Consider the following 18,319-nt stretch of genomic DNA (forward strand, 5'->3'; position numbering starts at 1 on the left):
GTGAGGTGACATGAGAGTTCACTTCCTCCCTCTCAGGATAGGACGGGTGGCGCATGGCGGAGCAGGGCCTGCTGGACGTGCTGAAGGCGGACGAGGCGCTCGCGGCGTGGCTGCGGGGGCTGCCGGACGACCCGGACCTGCCCGAGGACGTGGCGCTGCCGGACGGCGCCGACCTGGCCGACGTACTCCTGGAGCTCGCCGTGCCGCACGAGGACATCGCCGAACTCCTCGCGCTGCGCCGCCGGTTCGCGGACGACCCGGGGGCGTGGTGGCTGCTGCGGCGGTGCGTGGGCGCGGTGGTGCGCGGGATGGGGGAGGAGGCGGTGCCGCCGCGCTTCCTGCCGCAACTCCCGGCGGAACTCGGCGCGTTCGGGCGGTGCTTCGCCGCGTACGTCCTGGTGGCCGCGTTGCCGTACACGCGCGCGTACCACCGGGGCATCGGGGTTCCGGACGAGGTCGCGCGGAGCACGTTCGCGGACATCGGGCGGAACCTGGCGCTGCACCGCAGACGGTATGGATCCGTAGGGGTGCTGGTGCCGTCGTGGCTGGTGCTGCATCTGCGCGGGCTGCTGTACCAGCTGGGGCGGCTGCAGTTCCAGCACGCCACGCTCGGCGCGCGTACCGGCGCGGCGCTGGCGGAGGCCGGGGTGGCGTCGGAAGGGGATCTCTGTCTGAACCTGCACATACCCGACTTCCTGGGGCCGCTGACCCCAGAGGCGTGCGACCAATCGCTGTCCCGCGCGCGGGAGTTCTTCGCCCGGCACCACCCGGAGCGGCACTATGCGGTGGCCACGTGCCACTCCTGGCTGCTCGACCCGCAGTTGCGCGACCATCTGCCGCCGGAGTCCAACATCGTCCGCTTCCAGGACCGTTTTCGGACAGTGCGGCGGGAGACGGAGCCCGACGACCAGGGGCCGGTGGCCTTCGTCTTCGGCGATCCCGAGCTGCCCGTCACGGAACTGCCGCGCCGTACCCGGCTGGAGCGGGCGGTCGGGGACCATCTGCGGGCGGGCGGCCACTGGTACGGCGGGCATGGCTGGTTCCCGCTGTAGCGGGCGGGAGCGGGGCCGGGGGCGGGAACTGGGCCTGTGGCACGCCTCGTTGGCGGGTCATGAGCACTGAGATGCGTACGGGACATGAGGGTACGGGCCCCGGGGCGATCACTCCGGACGGCTGCGCGGTGGATCTCTACGAGCGCCTGACCGTGGGCGACGAACCGGATGTGATCGAGGCCGCGGTGCCCGCCGGGGCGCACATCCTCGAACTGGGCAGTGGCGCGGGCCGCGTGACGCGCCCGCTCCTGGAGCGCGGCTTCCGCGTGACCGCGGTGGACGAGTCCGCGGAGATGCTGGAGAAGGTCGAGGCGCTGGACGGCGTGCAGGTGGAGCGCACGGTCTGCTCCCCGATCGAGTCGCTCGACCTCGGCGAGACCTTCGACGTCGTGATGCTCGGGTCGTTCCTCGTGCACACGGCCGAGGTCGAGGTGCGGCGCGGCCTGCTGGACGCGTGCCGGCGCCATGTGGCCGACGGCGGCGTGGTGTTGATCCAGCGCGAGGGCGCGGACTACCACACGAACCTGCCGCGTGAGCGCGTCGACCGCGGCGGGTACACGGTGCGCATCGTCTCCGCGGACCCGGTCGGGGACGGGGTGAACTCGGTCCGCGCGGAGTACATCTTCCCGGACGCCGTCTGGACCCAGACGTTCCTGGCCAGGCCGCTCACGAAGGAGCAGTTCGAGACGGCCCTGGCCGAGTCGGGCCTGAAGGTCGACACCTACCTGACGGAGGACGGGATCTGGGTCCGGGCGGTCGCGGCCGACTGACCCGGGGGGGCGGGTGCGATGAGTTCGGTCCGCGCGCCGTACGCGATCGGCGTGCCCGCGCGGCTCGTCGCGGCCCGTCGTTGATCACATGCCGGGGCCCGGCCGGGCGCCCGGACCGGGGCCCGTACCGGCACCCCGCAGCCGCTCCATCTCCCGCCGGTCCCGCTTCGTCGGGCGGCCCGCGCCCCGGTCCCGCACCCCGGCCGGGGCCACCGCCGCACGCGGCGGGGGCGGCGGGCTGTTGTCGACGTAGCACTCCACGGCCACCGGCGCCCCGACCCGCTTGCGGATCACGCGCTTCACGACGACGACCCGCTCCCGGCCGCCCGCCTGCCGCAGCCGCACCTCGTCGCCCACGTGCACGCCGTAGGCGGGCTTCACCCGCTCCCCGTTGACCCGCACATGGCCGCCCTTGCACGCGGCGGCGCCCATCGAGCGCGTCTTGACGAGGCGTACGGACCAGATCCAGCTGTCCACGCGCACGCTGCCGCCGCTCGAGTCCGTGTTCGCGCCGCCCGAAGTCTCCGAAGCCATGCCCCCGACCATACTCAGCCGGGCGCTCCGGGGCCCCGGCGAGCCGTCCGGATCCCTCCACCCCCGCACTCGATAATTCGGGCTAATCACCGCAAAAGGCAAACGCCATGCCACCGCCCGAACTCGAACGCAGGGGTGCTGCCCATGAAGCCGGAAGAGCTGAAGCCCGAAGAGCTCGAAGTCACCGTCGACGGACTGATGGACGGGTTGCGTGCCGACCTGGAACGCCTCGCCGCGATCCCCTCGATCGCCTTCCCCGGCTTCCCGCCCGAGCCCGTGCACGAGGCCCACGACCTGCTCGTCGGCCTCCTCCGGGACGTCGGCGTCGAGCGCGTCGACCGGATCGACCTGCCCGACACCGCGCCCGTGATCTTCGGCGAGATCCCGCCGCCGAGCCCGGACGCCCCGACCGTCCTGCTCTACTCGCACTACGACGTCCAGCCGCCCGGCGACGAGGCCCTCTGGCAGTCGCCGCCCTTCGAACCGACGCCGATCGAGGGCGGACTGCGCGCGCGGGGCATCGCGGACGACAAGTCCAACGTCATCGCGCACCTCGGAATGCTGCGGGCCTTCCAGGGCCGCCCGCCCGTCGGCATCAAGATCGTCTTCGAGGGGCAGGAGGAGTACGGCAGCCCCTTCGACGACTACCCGCCCACCGACGCCGCCCGGTTCGCCTGTGACGCCATGGTCATCGCCGACCTCGGCAACCTCCGCCCCGGCACCCCCACCCTCACCACCGGACTCCGCGGCGCCTGCGAGGTCGTCGTCGAGGCCCGCACCCTCGAAGAGCCGCGCCACAGCGGCGAGTTCGGCGGCGCCGCCCCCGACGCCCTGCTCGCCCTCCTGAAGGCCCTCGCCACCCTCCACGACGTGCACGGCGACGTCGCCGTGGAGGGGCTGCGGCGCGAGGACTGGACCGGCACCACCTACACCGAGGACGAGTTCCGCTCGCTCGCCGGGGTGCGCGACGGGGTGCCGCTCATCGGCAGCGGCAGCCTCGGGGAGCGGCTGTGGAGCGGGCCCGCGATCACCGTCATCGGCCTGGACGCGCCGAGCGTCGAGGGCGCGGCGTCGGCGGTGGTGCCGTCTGCGCGGGCCAAGCTGAACCTGCGCTTCCACCCCCAGCAGGACCCCAAGGAGGCGCAGCGCAGGCTCGTCGAGCACCTGCGCTCCCTCAAGCCCTTCGGGGTCCCGCTCACCGTCACCCCCGGCGACACCGGACCCGGCTACGAGGCGGTCACCGGCGGCCCCGCCTACCGCGCCGCGCTCGCCGCCCTCAAGGAAGCCTGGGGCAAGGACGCCGCGTACGTGGCGACCGGCGGCTCCATCCCACTGGTCAACGGGCTCGCGAAGGCCGCGCCCGGCGCCGAGGTGCTGCTCTTCGGCGCCCAGGACAGCATGTGCAACCTGCACGCCCCGAACGAGCGCGTCCTCTTCTCGGAGCTGCGCAACACGGTCGTCGCGATGTGCGCCTTCGTGCGGGAGTACGCCGCCGGGTTCGAGGCGGGAGGCCGCTCGTGAGCACCGACACCGAGACCCCCGCCCCCGAAAAGCCGTCAGGGAAGCGGAAGTTCACCTTTCCCAGCGCCCTGACCGTGCTGGCCGTCGTCACCGTCGCGGTCTGGCTGCTCGCCTTCCTCATCCCCTCCGGGCAGTACGACCGCAACGAATCCGGCGCCCCCGTCGAGGGCACCTACCACCGGGTCAGCAACGACCAGTCGTTCGTCGACCGCCTCAACGACCTCTTCCTCGCACCGGTCAACGGCCTCTACGGCATCCAGGACGAGAAGACCTCCCTGGTCGCGCCGGACAACTCCGGCTCCCTGTACGGCAGTGCGGGCGTCTTCCTGTTCGTGCTCGCCATCGGGTCGTTCATCACCGTCGTCTTCGCGACCGGCGCGCTCGACCGGGGCATCGAGCGCCTCGCGCACCGGCTGCGCGAGCGCGGCGCGCTGCTCATCGCGGGCATCATGGTGGTCTTCTCCGTCCTCGGCACGGTGGAGGGCTTCGCGGAGGAGACGCTCGGCTTCTACGGCCTGATCGTGCCGCTGATGCTGGCGCTCGGCTACGACCGGATGACCGCGGTGGGCGCGATCATCCTCGGCGCGGGCATCGGGGTGCTGTGCTCCACGGTCAACCCCTTCGCGACCGGCGTCGCCTCCTCGGCCGCCGGGATCTCCCTGGGTGACGGCATCGCGCTGCGCTTCGTCATGTGGGTCGTGCTGACGGGGGTCACGGTCGCGTACGTCATCCGGTACGCGAAGCGCGTACAGAAGGATCCGGAGCGCTCCCTCTCCGGCTTCCTGCCCGGCGACCGGGAGCAGGCCGCCGCCGAGACCGGCGAGGCGCCGCAGCTGACCAGCACCCACAAGTCGGTGCTCGTCGTCATGGGGCTCGTCTTCGCCTTCATGATCTTCTCGGTGGTGCCCTGGTCCAGCGCGCTCACCGGCAACGCCGACGCCAAGCCCTACAGCTTCGAACTGGACTGGTCCTTCCCGCAGTTGGCGGCGCTCTTCCTGTGCGCGGCCGTCCTGGTGGGCGTGGTGGCGCGGCTCGGCGAGCAGAAGCTCAGCTCGACGATCATCCAGGGCGCCGCCGACTTCGTGTCCCCGGCGCTCGTCATCCTGCTGGCGCGCGGCGTCACGGTCATCATGAACAACTCGAAGATCACGGACACGGTCCTCGACGCCATCGAGGGCGTCGTGAAGGGCACCTCGTCGGGCCTCTTCGCGATCATCGTCTTCCTCGTGAACCTGCCGCTGGCCTTCCTGATCCCCTCCACCTCCGGCCACGCCACCCTCGCCATGCCGATCCTCGCGCCCCTCGCGGACTTCGCCGACGTCTCGCGCGCGGTCGTCGTCACCGCGTGGGCGGCGGCGAGCGGCTGGATGAACCTGTGGGTGCCGACCACCGCGGTCACCATCGGTGGCGTCGCCCTGGCGAAGGTCGGCTACAACAAGTACCTGCGGTTCGTCTGGCCGCTGCTCGCGATCCTGCTCGTGCTGATCTGCGTGTTCGTGGGCCTCGGCGCAGCCATGACCTGAGCCGGGGCGGGCGGCCGGGAGCGGGGGTTAGGGTGCGCCGATGGGCCTCTATCCGGACATCGAACCCTTCGACCACGGCATGCTCGACGTCGGCGACGGCAACCGCGTGTACTGGGAGGTCTGCGGCAACCCGGTGGGCAGGCCCGCCGTCGTCCTGCACGGCGGGCCCGGCTCCGGCTGCACGCCGCACTTCCGCCGCTACTTCGACCCGGACGCGTACCGCATCGTCCTCCTCGACCAGCGCGGCTGCGGCCGCTCCACGCCGCACGCGAGCGACCCCGCGACCGACATGAGCCTCAACACGACCCGGCACCTGCTGGCCGATCTGGAGCTGCTGCGGCGGCACTTGGGCATCGAGCGGTGGCTGGTGTGGGGCGCCTCGTGGGGGTCCGTGCTCGGCCTGCGGTACGCGCAGACGTTCCCCGAGCGCGTCAGTGAACTCGTCCTCACCGGCCTCGCGACCGGGAGCCGGGCGGAGGTCGACCTCATGACGCGGGGGCTCGGCCGGATCTTCCCCGAGGCGTGGGCGGACTTCCGGGACGCGGTGCCTGAGGACGCGCGGGACGGCGACCTGGCGGCGGCCTACGGCGCGCTCATGGAGTCGCCGGACGCGGCGGTACGGGCCGCTGCCGCGCGGGCCTGGACGGACTGGGAGACCGCCTTCGCCTCCGCCCCGCCGCGGTCCGTGCCCCGCTACGAGGACCCCGTCTTCCGCGAGGCGTTCGTCCGCATCGTCACCCACTACTGGGCCCACGACCACTGGCTCGGCGGCGACGAGGTGATCCTGCGCGACGCGGGCTCCCTCGCGGGCATCCCCGGCACGCTGGTGCAGGGCGCCCTGGACTTCGGGAACCTGCTGGGCATTCCGTGGCGGCTCGCGGGGGCGTGGCCGGGGAGTGAGCTGGTGCTGGTGTCCGATGTGGGGCACAACGCGGGGGCGGCGGGGATCGCGGCGGAGCTGGTCCGGGCCACGGACCGCTACCGCGGCTGAGCTGGTCCTTGGTCATCTTCGAGTCGGGGGTGCCCTCTCCCGGGGCGGGCTTTGATCGCCCTTCGGGCTCGTCCTCGATCGCCGGACAGGCTCGATCTCCCCCCGCCGTCGGGGTGATCTTCAGGCGCCCGACAGCCGCTGTGACCCGCTGCCGAGGCGCCCCGAGCCCACACTCCCGGAAACACCCCGAGTCCCCGGGAGTCACAGGTGCCCCACCTCCTCGCCCGTCCCCGCCTCCTCCGCCTCGCGGTCACCGCCCTCGCCCTCGTCACCACCTGCGCCCCCGCCGCCGGCGCCGAAGCCGGCGGCGCCCCCGTCGCGTTCTGGGTGAACCCGCACACCGCCGCCTCCCACCAGGCCGCCGTCTGGCGCGCCCAGAAGCGGGGCGCCGACGCCCGTCTCGTCGAGCGCATCGCGCGCCGCCCGCAGGCCGAGTGGCTGAACAAGAACCGGCCGGGCGCCGTCGTCCGCCGCTACGTCGAGGCCGCCGCCACGGCGCACCGCACCGCCGTCCTCGTCACCTACTTCATCCCGCACCGCGACTGCGGCGACTACTCGGCGGGCGGCGCCCACAGCGCCGCCGCCTACCGCCGGTGGATCGACGGGTTCGCCTCCGGGCTCGGCACCCGGGGCGCGTACGTCGTCGTGGAGCCGGACGCCGTCGCGCAGACCGAGGCCGGGTGCACCCGGGCGGACCCGCGCGAGCGGTTCGGGCTGCTCGCCTACGCCGTACGGCGCATCAAGCGGCACCCGCACACCAAGGTCTACCTCGACGCGGGCAACGCCAGCTGGATCCCCGACGAGCGGCGCCTGGTCGGCCCGCTGCGCGCCGCGGGCATCGCGCAGGCCGACGGCTTCGCCCTGAACGTCTCCAACTACCAGACGACCCGGGCCACTTCGGCGTACGCGCGGCGCCTCGCCAAGGCGCTGGGCGGCGGCAAGCACTATGTGATCGACACCAGCCGCAACGGCAACGGCCCCTACGCGGGCCCCCAGTCCTGGTGCAACCCGCCGGGCCGTGCCCTCGGCGCCCCGCCCACCACCCGCACCGGCGACCGGGCCGCCGACGCCTACCTGTGGATCAAGCGGCCCGGCGAGTCCGACGGGACCTGCCGGGGCGGGCCGCCCGCCGGGCGCTGGTGGCCGCAGTACGCGCTGGGGCTCGCGAGCCGGGCCCGGGGCTGAGCGGGCCGAGCCCCCGCTCAGCGCCTGCCCCGCCTCAGGGCTGCCAGGTGTAGTGCACGTCCGGCTCGCCCTCCTCGTTGTCCCCGTCCGTCCACCGGTCCGCGACGAAGCCATGGCGCTCGTAGAAGCGGTGGGCGGGCCCGTTGACCTGGAAGGTCCACAGGTCGAGCCCGGCCGGGCTGAGCTCCTTGGCGAGCGCCACGAAGCGGTCGCCGATGCCGTGGCCGCGCCAACTCGGCGCCAGATACAGCTGGTTGAGCAGCGTGCCGTCGAGCACCATCAGGCCGACGACGGCGCCCGCCTCCTCCGCGACCCAGGTGCTGCCCCTCGGCACCACGACGTCACGGATGTAGGCGCGCACCTCGTCGTCGGTATGGGCGCGGCGCACGGACGGCAGGGCGGCGTCGAACGACGCCAGATAGACGTCGGCGACGGCGGGGGCGTCCGTGACCGTGGCAGCGCGCAGCGTCGTCATCGCGCCGCCGCCTCCGGTACGACGGCGGTCGCCGTGATCTCGACGAGCTGACCGGGGTAGCCGAGGACGGTGACGCCCAGGAGTGTCGAGGTGTGCGGGACCTCGGTGAGCAGGCCGGAGGCGCGGACGACCTCCCAGACCTCGCTGAGCACGCCCGGTTCGTCCCCCACCACGTACACCGTGGAGGCCACCACCTGGGACGGGTCGCTGCCGATCGCGCGCAGCGCCTCGTCCAGATTGGCGATCACCTGGCGGGTCTGGGCCGCCGGATCGCCCGCACCGATCAGGTTGCCGTCCGCGTCCAGCGGTACGGAACCGGCCATGAACGCGAGGCGGGTGCCCGCCTCGACGACGGCGGCGTGGGCGTATCCGGGAGGCGGGAAGAGGGACGGGACGACGGTGCGCGGGGCCGGGGAGGCAGACATGACCCCATCCTGGACATGCCGGGCCCGCCGCCGCACCTCATTTTCCGCAGTGGCCTGTGCGGCGGCTTCCGCAGCGGCCTTCCCGGCTTCTTCCTCAGCGCACCGCCGCCGGTGAACTCCCGTCCGGCACCCGCAGCTCGGGCGTGCCCGAACCGTCCGCCGGTACCGTCCAGATGTCGCTCTTGCGGCCGGAGCGCCCCGGCAGGGCGTAGGCGAGGGTGTCGTCGTCGAGCCAGGCGGCCTGGTCGTCGACGCTGTGCCGTTCGGCGACGGGGTGTTCGCGCAGGGTGCGCAGGTCGAGGACGTGGAGCCGCCAGGGGTCCGAAGTCCCCTTCCGCACCCGCTTCTTGAAGGCGATGCGGGTGTTGTCGGGGGAGAGGGACGGGCACTCGACGTTCGTGCGCAGGTCGTGTGCGGCCCACTTCTTCATGTCGCCCTGGACGAGGTGGGTCTTTCCCTTCGTGGAGACGGTCGCATAGAAGGTGTTGTCGTCCTTGGCGAACGTCACGCCCCAGTAGTTGACGTCGGGGGCGTGGTAGCGGTGCCCGCCGAGGGTGAGGGGGATCTCCTCCATGTTCTTGATGAGGTATCCGGTGCGGGTGTCCAGGATCGACGTACGCGTGGAGAAGGACGAGCCCGCGTACGAGTCGCCGGTCGCGAACATCGTCCACGACAGCATCCGCCCCGATGCCGAGACCCGGGCCCGGTTGGGGATGCCGGTGAGCGCGATGCGCCGCTTCTCGCGCAGCCGGGAGTCGAGCACGACCGCGTACGAGCGGGGCGGGATGCCGGGGCGGCGCTGGAGGCACAGGGCGGTGCGGGCGGCGGCGTAGAAGCGCTCGCAGGACGGGCCGTCGGTGGTGCGGCGTGTGCTGCGCTCCGAGAGGGGCAGCCGGGCGACGCGGCCCGGCCCGGCACCCGTACTGCGGAAGTAGAGATGGCTGTCGTCGAGGGCGAACTCCGAGGCGGTGGTGGCCGGTTCGGCCTGCTGGGCGGCGCGCACCGTGTAGGCGACGGCGACGCCCAGGAGGACGGCGGCGGCCGCGGCGACGGCGATGATCCGGGAGCGGAGGGTCATGCCTGCCCTTCTTTCGGTTCCGTCGATCCCGTCTTTTCCGTCGATCCCGTCTTTTCCGTCGGTTCCGTCTTTTCCGTCGGTTCCGTGCGGGGCAGCAGGAGCGCGGCCCCGGACAGGGCCACGGCGAGCGCGAGGGCCGCGCAGGCCATGGCCGCGCTCACGCCCCACAGCGTCCACGCCGCGCCGAACCCGGCGGCGGCGAGCAGGCGGCTGAGGGCCTGGCCGGTCTGCAGGACGGCCATGCCGCCCGCCCGCCGCCCCTCGGGCAGGACGGGCGCGGCGAGGGCCATCAGGACGCCGTCGGTGGCCGCGTAGAAGACGCCGAGCAGCAACAGCACGCCGATGAGGAGGAGTTGACCGCCTGCGGGGGTGAGCAGCAGCGTGTACCCGCCGAGCAGCGCCGCGTGCCCGGCGAGGAACGGCAGGCGCCGGCCGGTGCGGTCGGCGAGGCGGCCCACGGGCACGGCGAGCAGCAGATAGACCGCGGCCGTGCCGAGCGGAAGGAGCGGGAACCAGCTCTCCGCGAAGTCCAGGCGCCGCTGCAGCAGCAGATACAGGAAGGCGTCGCCGATGGTGGCGGCGCCGAGCAGTGCGGCGGCCGCGAAGACCCGCCGGAACGCGGGCACGCGCAGCAGCTCAAGTGCCTTGCCCCGGCGGGCTGCCGGCGTGCTCGGCGGGGGCAGCCGGTCGCGGCCCGGCACGAAGGCGACGAGCATCAGCACGCCGATCAGGCCCACGCAGAAGCTGACGACGAAGACGGCGTCGTACGCGTCGGCGGTGGCCCACAGGAGCGCGAACGCGGCGAGCGGGCCGAGCAGCGCGCCCGTCGTGTCCATCGCCCGGTGCACGCCGAAGGCGCGGCCCAGTCCGTCGGGCGGGCTGCTCAGCGAGATCAGCGCGTCGCGCGGCGCCGTGCGCACGCCCTTGCCGATCCGGTCCGCCGCGATGGCCGCGCCGATCCCGGCCGTCGCACCGCCCGCGAGGAGCAGCCCGAGCCGGGACAGGGCGGAGAGCAGATAGCCGGAGCCCGCGACGAGCTTGTGCCGCCCGCCGCGGTCGGCGGCGTATCCGCCGAGGAGCCGCACGACCGCGGTGGCGCCGTTGTAGAGCCCGTCGAGGAAGCCGAACTGCAAGGGGGAGAGGCCGAGTCCGACGACGAAGTACAGCGGCAGGACCGCCGAGACCATCTCCGAGGAGATGTCGGTGACGAGGCTGACGGCGCCGAGGGCGAGGACGGGCCCGGCGACGCGGACCCGCCCCTTCCGCCCGGCCTCGTCCTGCTGCGCCTCCGTGGCCTCTTTGGCCCCCTTGGCCCGCTTCGCCTGTGTGGCCTGGGCGACGGCGTCGGTGGTGGACAGGTACATGTCCCGGTCCGATCAGTGGCAGGCGTACGACGGGCTGGTGTCCTTCGTCTTCCCGTCGGTGCCGACCAGCTCCCAGGAGAACCCGGTGTCCGTGAAGTTGAGCTTCACCACTCCGAAGGTCTTCGTGAGCCGCTTCTCGCTGTTGGGCTGCACCTCTTCGATCTTGTACGGGTTGGCGCCGCCCATGCCGCCGAGGAGCTCGACGAGGCCGTTCTTGTCGGCCTTGCCGTCGGGGTTCTGCGGGGCGAAGCGCTCGTAGTGGTGGTCGTGGCCGTTGAGGACGAGCTCGGCCTTGTTGTCGTAGAGGAGTTTCCAGACGGGGCGGCTGACCGGGTCGTTGCCGTGCTCTCCGGAGGAGAAGAGCGGGTGGTGCCAGTAGGCGGCCACGCACTTGCCGGAGTTGGCGGCGAGGTCCTTCTTGAGCCAGTCGATCTGCGCGGAGTCGTCGAAGCTGTTGGAGTTCAGGGCGATGAAGTGCCAGTTGCCCTGGTCGTAGCTGTAGTAGGGCTTGCCCTGGGGGTAGGCGACGTCTCCGAAGTAGGACTTGTAGCCCTCGAGTTCGCCGTCCGGGTCGTACGTCTCGTGGTTGCCCGGGATGGGGTGCGTCTTGTCCTTGAAGGCGCCCCAGGTGGTGTCGTAGTACTCCTCGAAGTCCTTCAGGCGGGCGTCGTCGTACTGGTTGTCGCCCATGGTCATCACGAAGGACGGGTTGATCTTCTTGACGAGGGCCGCGGTCTGGGGGTGCTTGCAGCCGCTGTCGTCGGCGGTGCACTGCTCGGCGATGTCGCCGGCGGCGACGGCGGTGAAACCGGCGGCCCGCTGCGCCTGCGCGCCCTTCGTGGGCGCGGCGTCGGCCTTCTCCGCCGGGGACCAGAGGAGGGCGCCGCCGACGAGGGCGAGGGCGGCACCCGCAGCCACGGGGATGCCGATGCGGGGGTTCTTCACGGGGTTCTTGGAGCGGTGACGCGTGGGGGACATGTCGTCTCCTGGGGTCGGCGTGGGGGTGCCGTTCTCGGGAGGCATCCTGTCGATGCGGCATGTGCGCGTCAATAAGTGCGGGCGAGAATTGTTAGGAAAGTTTCCTACTGGAGGCTGACGGCGGCGCCGGGGAGCTGGCGGGGCGGCGTTGTCAGTGTGCTGACCTAGGGTTGCCCGAGAGTTACTTGTGCCGGTCAGGGAGGTGAGGGATGTGCGGTCGTTGAGTTCGTGCGCCGCCGTCTTCCTTCCGGCCGAGGTGCCGCGGGAGGGGCGGCTGGCGTTCTGGCGGCCGGACGGTGAGCCGCTGGGTGAGGTGCTCGGTGAGGTGCTTTCGGCGGGCGGGTCCGAGGGAGCGTACGAGGGAGCGCACGAGGGGGAGCTCACCGTCGTCAGGCCGCACGGCAAGGGCGTGCGCAGGCGCACCGTGCCCGCCCTGTTCCTGCCCGTCGCCGACGCCCTGCCGCTGCTCCTCGGCGCCGCCCGCCCGCACCCCGGCACCGCCTGCTGGGCCGCGGTCGCCCGGCACGCCCTGCACCTCGCGGCGCGCGGCAAGCTCCTGCCCGGGCTCACCGCCGGGGACGTGGACGCGTGGCGGGCCGGACCGCTGGACGCGGCGGACGCCGCGCACCTGCGCGCCATCGCCGCGGCGCTGCCCGCCGCGTCGCACGCGGTGCCGCTGCCCGGCAGCAGGCCGCTGCTCCTGCCCGAACCGACCGCGCTGGTCCGGGCGTTCGTCGACGCGGTGGCCGACTGCCTGCCCCGCACCCCGGCCGCCGAACACGCCGCGGGCGCCCTCACCTCCCGCACCGGAGCGGGCGTCCCCTTCGCGGCCCGGGCGCCCCAGCGGCTGCCCGGCGCGCGGGACTGGGCCGCCGAGGTCGCGGCGGGGGCGGACGCGGGCGTGCGGATCTCGCTGCGCCTTGACCTGAAGGCGTCGGAGGTGTTCGACGCCGAGGGGGACGACCGGGAGGAGAGGGACGGCGGGGAGGAGCGGCGGAGCGGTGCCGAGGGGCGAAGCGTCGCCGCCGCCGTGCTCCAGGTGCACAGCCTCGCCGACCCGACGCTGGTCGTGGACGCCGCCGCGCTCTGGGCGGGCGCCGACCACTTCGGGCCCCGGGCCCGCGTCGACACGCTGCTCGCCGTGCGCCGCGCCGCCCGCGTCTGGCCGCCGCTCGGCCGGATCCTGGAGCGGCCCCGGCCCGACGTACTGCCGCTGGGCGAGCAGGAGTTGTACGAGCTGCTGGGCGCCGCCGCGAGCAGGCTCGCCGCCGCCGGGGTCACCGTCCACTGGCCGCGCGACCTCACGCGCGGGCTCACCGCGACCGCCGTGGTGCGGGCGGCGCCCGGCACCTCCGCGGACAACTTCGACTTCTTCAAGACGGAGGAACTGCTCCAGTTCCGCTGGGAGGTGGCGATCGGGGCGGACGCCGAGCCGCTGACCGAGGCGGAGCTCGACCTCCTCGCGGAGGCGCACCGCCCCGTCGTCCGGCTCCGCGACCAGTGGGTCCTGGTCGACCCCGACCTCGTCCGCAAGGCGCGCAAGCGGGACCTCGGTCTCCTGGACCCGGTCGACGCCCTGTCCGTGGCGCTCACCGGCGCCGCCGACGTGGACGGCGAGCGGGTGCGGGTCGTGCCCGTGGGCGCCCTGGCCCGCCTCCGCGACCGCGTCACCGCCGAGCCGGGCACCCTGGGTGCGACACAGCCCCCGCCCGGCCTCGCCGCGACCCTCCGGGACTATCAACTCCGGGGCCTGGACTGGCTGGACCGCATGACGTCCCTCGGCCTCGGCTGCTGTCTCGCCGACGACATGGGCCTCGGCAAGACGGTCACGCTGATCGCCCTGCACCTGCGCCGCGCGCGGCCCGAGCCGACGCTCGTGGTCTGCCCGGCGTCGCTGCTCGGCAACTGGCAGCGGGAGATCGAGCGGTTCGCGCCCGGCGTCCCGGTCCACCGCTACCACGGCGCGGACCGCAGCCTGGAGCCGGTGACCGGCGGCTTCGTGCTCACGACGTACGGCACGATGCGCACGAGCGCGCCCGAACTGGCCGGGCGGGACTGGGGGTTGGTGGTCGCGGACGAGGCGCAGCACGTCAAGAACCCGCACGCCGCCACCGCGAAGGCGCTCCGCACCATCCCGTCGCCCGCGCGCGTGGCCCTCACCGGCACGCCCGTGGAGAACAACCTCTCCGAGCTGTGGGCCCTCCTGGACTGGACGACGCCCGGACTGCTCGGCCCCCTCAAGGCGTTCCGGTCCCGGCACGCGCGCCTGGTGGAGGGCGGCGGCACGGTGCCCTCGGACGAGGCCGACGCGGCGACGGAGCGCCTGGCCCGCCTGGTCCGCCCCTTCCTCCTGCGCCGCAAGAAGTCCGACCCCGGCATCGCCCCCGAGCTGCCGCCGAAGACCGAGACCGACCACCCCGCGCCGCTCACCCGCGAACAGGCGTCGCTCTACGAGGCGGTGGTGCGCGAGACGCTCGCGCGCATCGAGGCGTCGGACGGCATGGCGCGCCGCGGCCTGGTCATGAAGCTCCTGATGGCGCTGAAGCAGATCTGCAACCACCCGGCGCAGTACCTGAAGGACGGCGCGCTCACCACGCGCGCGGGCGCCCCGCGCTCGGGGAAGCTGGAGCTCCTGGACGAGCTCCTCGACACGATCCTCTCCGAAGACGGCTCCACCCTGATCTTCACGCAGTACGTGGAGATGGCCCGCCTCCTCGAAACGCACCTGTCCGCGCGCGGGATCACCCACCAACTCCTGCACGGCGGCACGCCGGTGGCGCGACGGCAGGAGATGGTCGACCGCTTCCAGTCGGGCGAGAGTCCTGTGTTCCTGCTCTCCCTCAAGGCGGCCGGCACGGGCCTGAACCTCACCCGGGCGGGCCACGTCATCCACTACGACCGCTGGTGGAACCCGGCCGTGGAGGAGCAGGCCACCGACCGCGCCTACCGCATCGGCCAGACCCAGCCCGTCCAGGTCCACCGCCTCATCACCGAGGGCACCGTGGAGGACCGCATCGCCGAACTCCTCGCGGCCAAGCAGGCGCTGGCGGACGCGATCCTGGGCGACGGCGCCGAAGCGGCCCTGACCGAGCTGTCGGACGCGGAGCTGGCGGACCTGGTGTCACTGCGGAGGGCGACATGAACGGCGCCGGTTCGGAAGTGGGCTCCGGCCCCGGCCCCGGCCCCGGTCGTGGCCCCGGCCCCGGTCGTGGCCCCGGCCTCGGTCGCGGTCCCGGTCGCGGCACCGGCTCGGGCCCGCACGGCCTCGGGCGGGCCAACGGCATGAGCGAGACGAGCCGCATGGGCAGCGGACGCGTGTTCCCGCCGCTGCCTCCGCGCGCGGACCCCAAGTCGCCCTTCTCGACCTCCTGGTGGGGCAACGCCTGGATCGACGCGCTGGAGGAGAGCGCCCTGGACCAGGCCCGCCTTGCGCGCGGGCGCACGTATGCGCGGGAGGGCGCGGTGGACACGATCACCGTCGCGCCCGGCCGCATCGTGGCGTACGTCCACGGCAGCCGCCCCCGTCCCTACCGCGCCGAGCTCCGCCTGCGCACCCTCACCCCCGAGGGCTGGACCCGCCTCCTGGACGTGGTGACCGAGAACCCCGCCCACACGCTGGCCCTCCTCGACAAGGAGGTGCCGCAGGCCCTGAACGGGGCGGCGGTCCGGGCCGACGTCAAACTCCTGCCCACCGCAAGGGAGTTGGAGCCTTCCTGCACCTGCCCGGACCGCGGCCACCCCTGCAAGCACGCGGCCGCCCTCGCCTACCAGACGGCCCGCCTCCTGGACGCCGACCCCTTCGTCCTGCTGCTCCTGCGCGGTGGCGAGGAGGCGGACGTCCTGGAGGAGTTGGCGCACCGCAACGCGGTGAGGTCGGCGGCGGAGGAGCAGGCCAGGGCCGCGGACGCCAGGACCCGGGCAGCCGGGTCGCCGTCGGCTGCGGCCTTGCCCGCCGCGTCTCCGGCGGGCGAGCCCGTGGCGGCCGCGTCTCCGGTGGGGGAGTCTCTGGCAGTCGGGTCTCCGGCGGCCGGGCCCATGGCAGCTACGTCTCCGGCAGCCATGCCTCCGGCGGCCGCGTCCCCGTCGGCCGTGCCTCGGGTAGGCACGTCCCCGGCAGCTGAGTCTTCGGTAGCTGTGTCCCCAGTAGGCGTGTCTCCGGTAGCTGGGCCTCCGGTAGGTGTGTCTTCGGTAGCTGCGTCCCCGGCAGGCGCGCCTTCGCCAGGCGCGCGCCTGACAGCCACGCCCCCGACCGCGACTCCCTCGACAGCGACTCCCTCGGCCTCCACGCCCACGGCATCCTCCCCCAGCGTCCCCACCTCAGACGTCCCCACCTCCGACGCCCCCACCACCCTCACCCTCCCCGGCACCCCCGCCCGCACCGCCCTCGCCACGGACTACCGCCCCCCGCTCCCGCCGCCCCTCGAACCCCCCGCCCACCCGGGCACCGCCCCCGCCTACCCGGACGTCGCGGGCGGCCCCGCCCCCGCCGCCCTGGAGTTCCTCGCCACGGACGCGGTGGCCCGCGCCCACGCGTACCTCACCGCAGGCACCGCCCCCTTCGCCACCCCCGACCCCTGGCACGACGCGGTCCGCCTGGCCGCCTCCCACCCCGGCCTCACCGGCCGCCGCAGCTTCAGCCGCCCCTTCGCCGAGCTGGCCCGCTCGGTGGGCCGCACCCCCACCGACCTCACCCGCGCGGCAGCGGCCTGGAGGCAGGGCGGCGAAGAGGGGCTCGCCACCCTCGAATCCCCCTGGGCCCCGCCCGCAGGACCCTTCGACCGCGCCCGCTCCACCCTCGCCGCGGCGGGCCTGCCCCGCATGACGGTCCGGCACAACTGGCTGACGGACGAGGGTGGTTCGGTGCAGCTGCGCTATGGGCGGGACGGACGCTGGTATCCGTACCGCGGCGAGACGGGGGTGGAGGACTGGTGGCCGGAGGGGGAGGCCGGGGAAGACCTGGTGCGGGTCCTGAACGGACTGCTCGCGAGGGGCGAGGCGGGATACGGTGGCGAGTGAGACGCCCGCTGAGCCGAAGCTGAAGCCGAGGCCGAGCCGAAGGAGTCCCCATGGACCCGGAGTTGACCGCCCTGGCCACCGCCGGCGCGACCGCCCTGGTGCAGCAGATGGTGACCGACGGCTGGACGCGGGTGCGGGACCGGATGGCCCGAGTGCTGGCCCGGGGGCGTGAGGGCGACGCGGACGGCGCCGGGGTCGCCGGGGAGCTGGACGAGGCCAGGGACGAGCTGGTCGCCGCGCGCGACGCCGAGGACGAGGACGCCCAGGCCGACGTCCTGGCGGAGTGGCGGAGCCGGATGCGCCGGACGCTGCGGGCCGACCCGGAGGCGGCTCGTGAACTGCGGGCGTTGTTGGACGAGTTGGGGAGCGGCGAGCAGGCTCAGGGCGGCGGGGACGTGCACAACACCGTCAGCGGTGGAGTGCAGCACGGCACGGTGTTTCAGGGGCACACGTTCAGCAACGTGAATATTGGGCGGCCGCCGCGGCAGTGAGCGCGTGAGAATCCGCGTATGAACAAAAGGACTTGGGCGGACGACGCCGACTTCCTCGACCACGTGGCCGACCGCCTCGCCGCCCTCCCCGGCGTCCGCGCCGTCACCCTCGGCGGGTCCCGCGCCCAGGGGACCCACACCGACGCCAGCGACTGGGATCTTGCCGTCTACTACCGGGGCGCGGGGCAGCGAGCCGAGACCTTCGCTTCCTCCGCTCCCTCCGCTTCCTCTGCCCCCTTCGACCCCGCCGATCTGCGAGCCATCGGGTGGGAAGGCGAGGTCTCCGAGCTCGGCGCATGGGGCGGGGGCGTCTTCAACGGGGGTGCCTGGCTCGCCGTCGACGGGCGCCGCGTCGATGTGCACTACCGCGATCTCGACGCCGTCGAGCGGGAGTTGGCGGAGGCGGAGCAGGGGCGGTTCCGGTGGGAGCCGCTGATGTTCCACCTCGCCGGGATCCCCGGCTGTCTCCTCGTCGCCGAGCTGGCCGTCAACCGCGTGCTGCGGGGCGCGGGGGAGCTGCCCGTGATCGACGGCTATCCGAAGGCCCTCCGTGAAGCCGCGCCCGGCGTGTGGTGGGAGCGGGCCCGGCAGACCCTCCAGTACGCGCGCGACAACAGCGCCCCGCGCGGGCAGCGCACCGAGGTCTCGGGGGCGCTCGCCGTCGCCGCCCTGGAGTGCGCCCACGCGGTGCTCGCCGCGCGCGGGGAGTGGGTCACCAACGAGAAGCGGCTGTTGGAGCGGGCCGGGCTGCGCGGGGTCGACGCCGTCCTTGCGGGGATGGGTGAGAACCCGGGGGCGGAGGAGCTGACCGCCACCGTCGACGAGGCGCGGGCCCTGTTCGAGGCGGCGGTCCAAGGGGTCCAGTAGGAGCGGCGGTCCAAGGGGACCAGTAAGGGGAGTCCGGCGAGGACCAGCA

At 73.6% G+C, this 18,319-nt stretch carries 16 protein-coding genes; 10 read left to right on the top strand and 6 right to left on the bottom strand.

The annotated features are described in order from the left end of the window. Window positions 1–53: 53 nt before the first annotated feature. Together ACFWYM_RS28915 and ACFWYM_RS28920 are read left to right on the top strand one after the other, a co-directional pair. Window positions 54–1,052 (top strand): acyltransferase domain-containing protein, encoded by a 999-nt coding sequence (locus ACFWYM_RS28915; RefSeq protein WP_384843514.1) that lies wholly within the window; start codon window positions 54–56, stop codon window positions 1,050–1,052. Between the two features lie 59 nt (window positions 1,053–1,111). Beyond that, on the top strand, window positions 1,112–1,822 hold the full coding sequence (locus ACFWYM_RS28920; protein ID WP_384843517.1) for a class I SAM-dependent methyltransferase: 711 nt from the start codon (window positions 1,112–1,114) through the stop codon (window positions 1,820–1,822). Window positions 1,823–1,906: 84 nt separating this feature from the next. Here the strand turns inward: ACFWYM_RS28920 and ACFWYM_RS28925 are convergent, their stop codons facing one another. After that, window positions 1,907–2,356, bottom strand: coding sequence for an RNA-binding S4 domain-containing protein (locus ACFWYM_RS28925; RefSeq protein WP_384843520.1), 450 nt, complete (start codon window positions 2,354–2,356; stop codon window positions 1,907–1,909). A gap of 144 nt (window positions 2,357–2,500) precedes the next feature. Here ACFWYM_RS28925 and ACFWYM_RS28930 point away from each other — a divergent pair, with 144 nt between their 5' ends. The 4 genes from ACFWYM_RS28930 to ACFWYM_RS28945 all read left to right on the top strand — a co-directional run bounded on the left by ACFWYM_RS28930 (window position 2,501) and on the right by ACFWYM_RS28945 (window position 7,576). Beyond that, window positions 2,501–3,877: a M20/M25/M40 family metallo-hydrolase gene (locus ACFWYM_RS28930; RefSeq protein WP_384843523.1), complete on the top strand. Its 1,377-nt coding sequence runs from the start codon at window positions 2,501–2,503 to the stop codon at window positions 3,875–3,877. Next, window positions 3,874–5,400, top strand: coding sequence for a YfcC family protein (locus ACFWYM_RS28935; protein WP_384843526.1), 1,527 nt, complete (start codon window positions 3,874–3,876; stop codon window positions 5,398–5,400). Before ACFWYM_RS28930 ends, ACFWYM_RS28935 begins: the two co-directional genes overlap by 4 nt. A gap of 40 nt (window positions 5,401–5,440) precedes the next feature. Further along, window positions 5,441–6,391, top strand: a complete 951-nt coding sequence (gene pip, locus ACFWYM_RS28940) for a prolyl aminopeptidase (RefSeq protein WP_384843527.1) — start codon at window positions 5,441–5,443, stop codon at window positions 6,389–6,391. Window positions 6,392–6,598: 207 nt separating this feature from the next. Continuing rightward, window positions 6,599–7,576: a glycoside hydrolase family 6 protein gene (locus ACFWYM_RS28945; RefSeq protein WP_384843530.1), complete on the top strand. Its 978-nt coding sequence runs from the start codon at window positions 6,599–6,601 to the stop codon at window positions 7,574–7,576. A 34-nt stretch (window positions 7,577–7,610) separates the two neighbouring features. Here ACFWYM_RS28945 and ACFWYM_RS28950 read toward each other — a convergent pair whose 3' ends face one another. The 5 genes from ACFWYM_RS28950 to ACFWYM_RS28970 form a co-directional block, all read right to left on the bottom strand. Continuing rightward, window positions 7,611–8,051: a GNAT family N-acetyltransferase gene (locus ACFWYM_RS28950; RefSeq protein WP_384843533.1), complete on the bottom strand. Its 441-nt coding sequence runs from the start codon at window positions 8,049–8,051 to the stop codon at window positions 7,611–7,613. After that, the gene (locus ACFWYM_RS28955) at window positions 8,048–8,476 is read right to left on the bottom strand and encodes a RidA family protein (RefSeq protein WP_384843536.1); all 429 of its coding nucleotides are present in this window, start codon (window positions 8,474–8,476) and stop codon (window positions 8,048–8,050) included. Before ACFWYM_RS28955 ends, ACFWYM_RS28950 begins: the two co-directional genes overlap by 4 nt. A gap of 94 nt (window positions 8,477–8,570) precedes the next feature. Further along, window positions 8,571–9,554, bottom strand: a complete 984-nt coding sequence (locus tag ACFWYM_RS28960) for a hypothetical protein (protein ID WP_384843539.1) — start codon at window positions 9,552–9,554, stop codon at window positions 8,571–8,573. Next, on the bottom strand, window positions 9,551–10,918 hold the full coding sequence (locus ACFWYM_RS28965) for an MFS transporter (RefSeq protein ID WP_384843542.1): 1,368 nt from the start codon (window positions 10,916–10,918) through the stop codon (window positions 9,551–9,553). The genes ACFWYM_RS28960 and ACFWYM_RS28965 overlap by 4 nt, the downstream gene beginning before the upstream one ends. A gap of 12 nt (window positions 10,919–10,930) precedes the next feature. Beyond that, window positions 10,931–11,896 carry a metallophosphoesterase family protein gene (locus ACFWYM_RS28970; protein ID WP_384843545.1) on the bottom strand — a complete coding sequence of 322 codons (966 nt, stop codon included), beginning with the start codon at window positions 11,894–11,896 and terminating at the stop codon, window positions 10,931–10,933. Between the two features lie 220 nt (window positions 11,897–12,116). On the opposite strand from ACFWYM_RS28970, the gene ACFWYM_RS28975 reads away from it, so the two are divergent. The 4 genes from ACFWYM_RS28975 (at window position 12,117) to ACFWYM_RS28990 (ending at window position 18,270) form a co-directional block, all read left to right on the top strand. Beyond that, window positions 12,117–15,038: a DEAD/DEAH box helicase gene (locus ACFWYM_RS28975; protein WP_384843548.1), complete on the top strand. Its 2,922-nt coding sequence runs from the start codon at window positions 12,117–12,119 to the stop codon at window positions 15,036–15,038. Between the two features lie 140 nt (window positions 15,039–15,178). Beyond that, window positions 15,179–16,912 (top strand): SWIM zinc finger family protein, encoded by a 1,734-nt coding sequence (locus ACFWYM_RS28980; protein WP_384843551.1) that lies wholly within the window; start codon window positions 15,179–15,181, stop codon window positions 16,910–16,912. A gap of 50 nt (window positions 16,913–16,962) precedes the next feature. Then, window positions 16,963–17,403, top strand: coding sequence for a hypothetical protein (locus ACFWYM_RS28985; protein WP_384843554.1), 441 nt, complete (start codon window positions 16,963–16,965; stop codon window positions 17,401–17,403). Window positions 17,404–17,421: 18 nt separating this feature from the next. Then, a complete protein-coding gene (locus ACFWYM_RS28990) occupies window positions 17,422–18,270 on the top strand; it encodes a nucleotidyltransferase domain-containing protein (protein WP_384843556.1) in 849 nt (282 codons plus the stop codon). Window positions 18,271–18,319: the final 49 nt, after the last annotated feature.

This window comes from Streptomyces sp. NPDC059009 (assembly GCF_042740175.1).
Classification (GTDB): domain Bacteria; phylum Actinomycetota; class Actinomycetes; order Streptomycetales; family Streptomycetaceae; genus Streptomyces.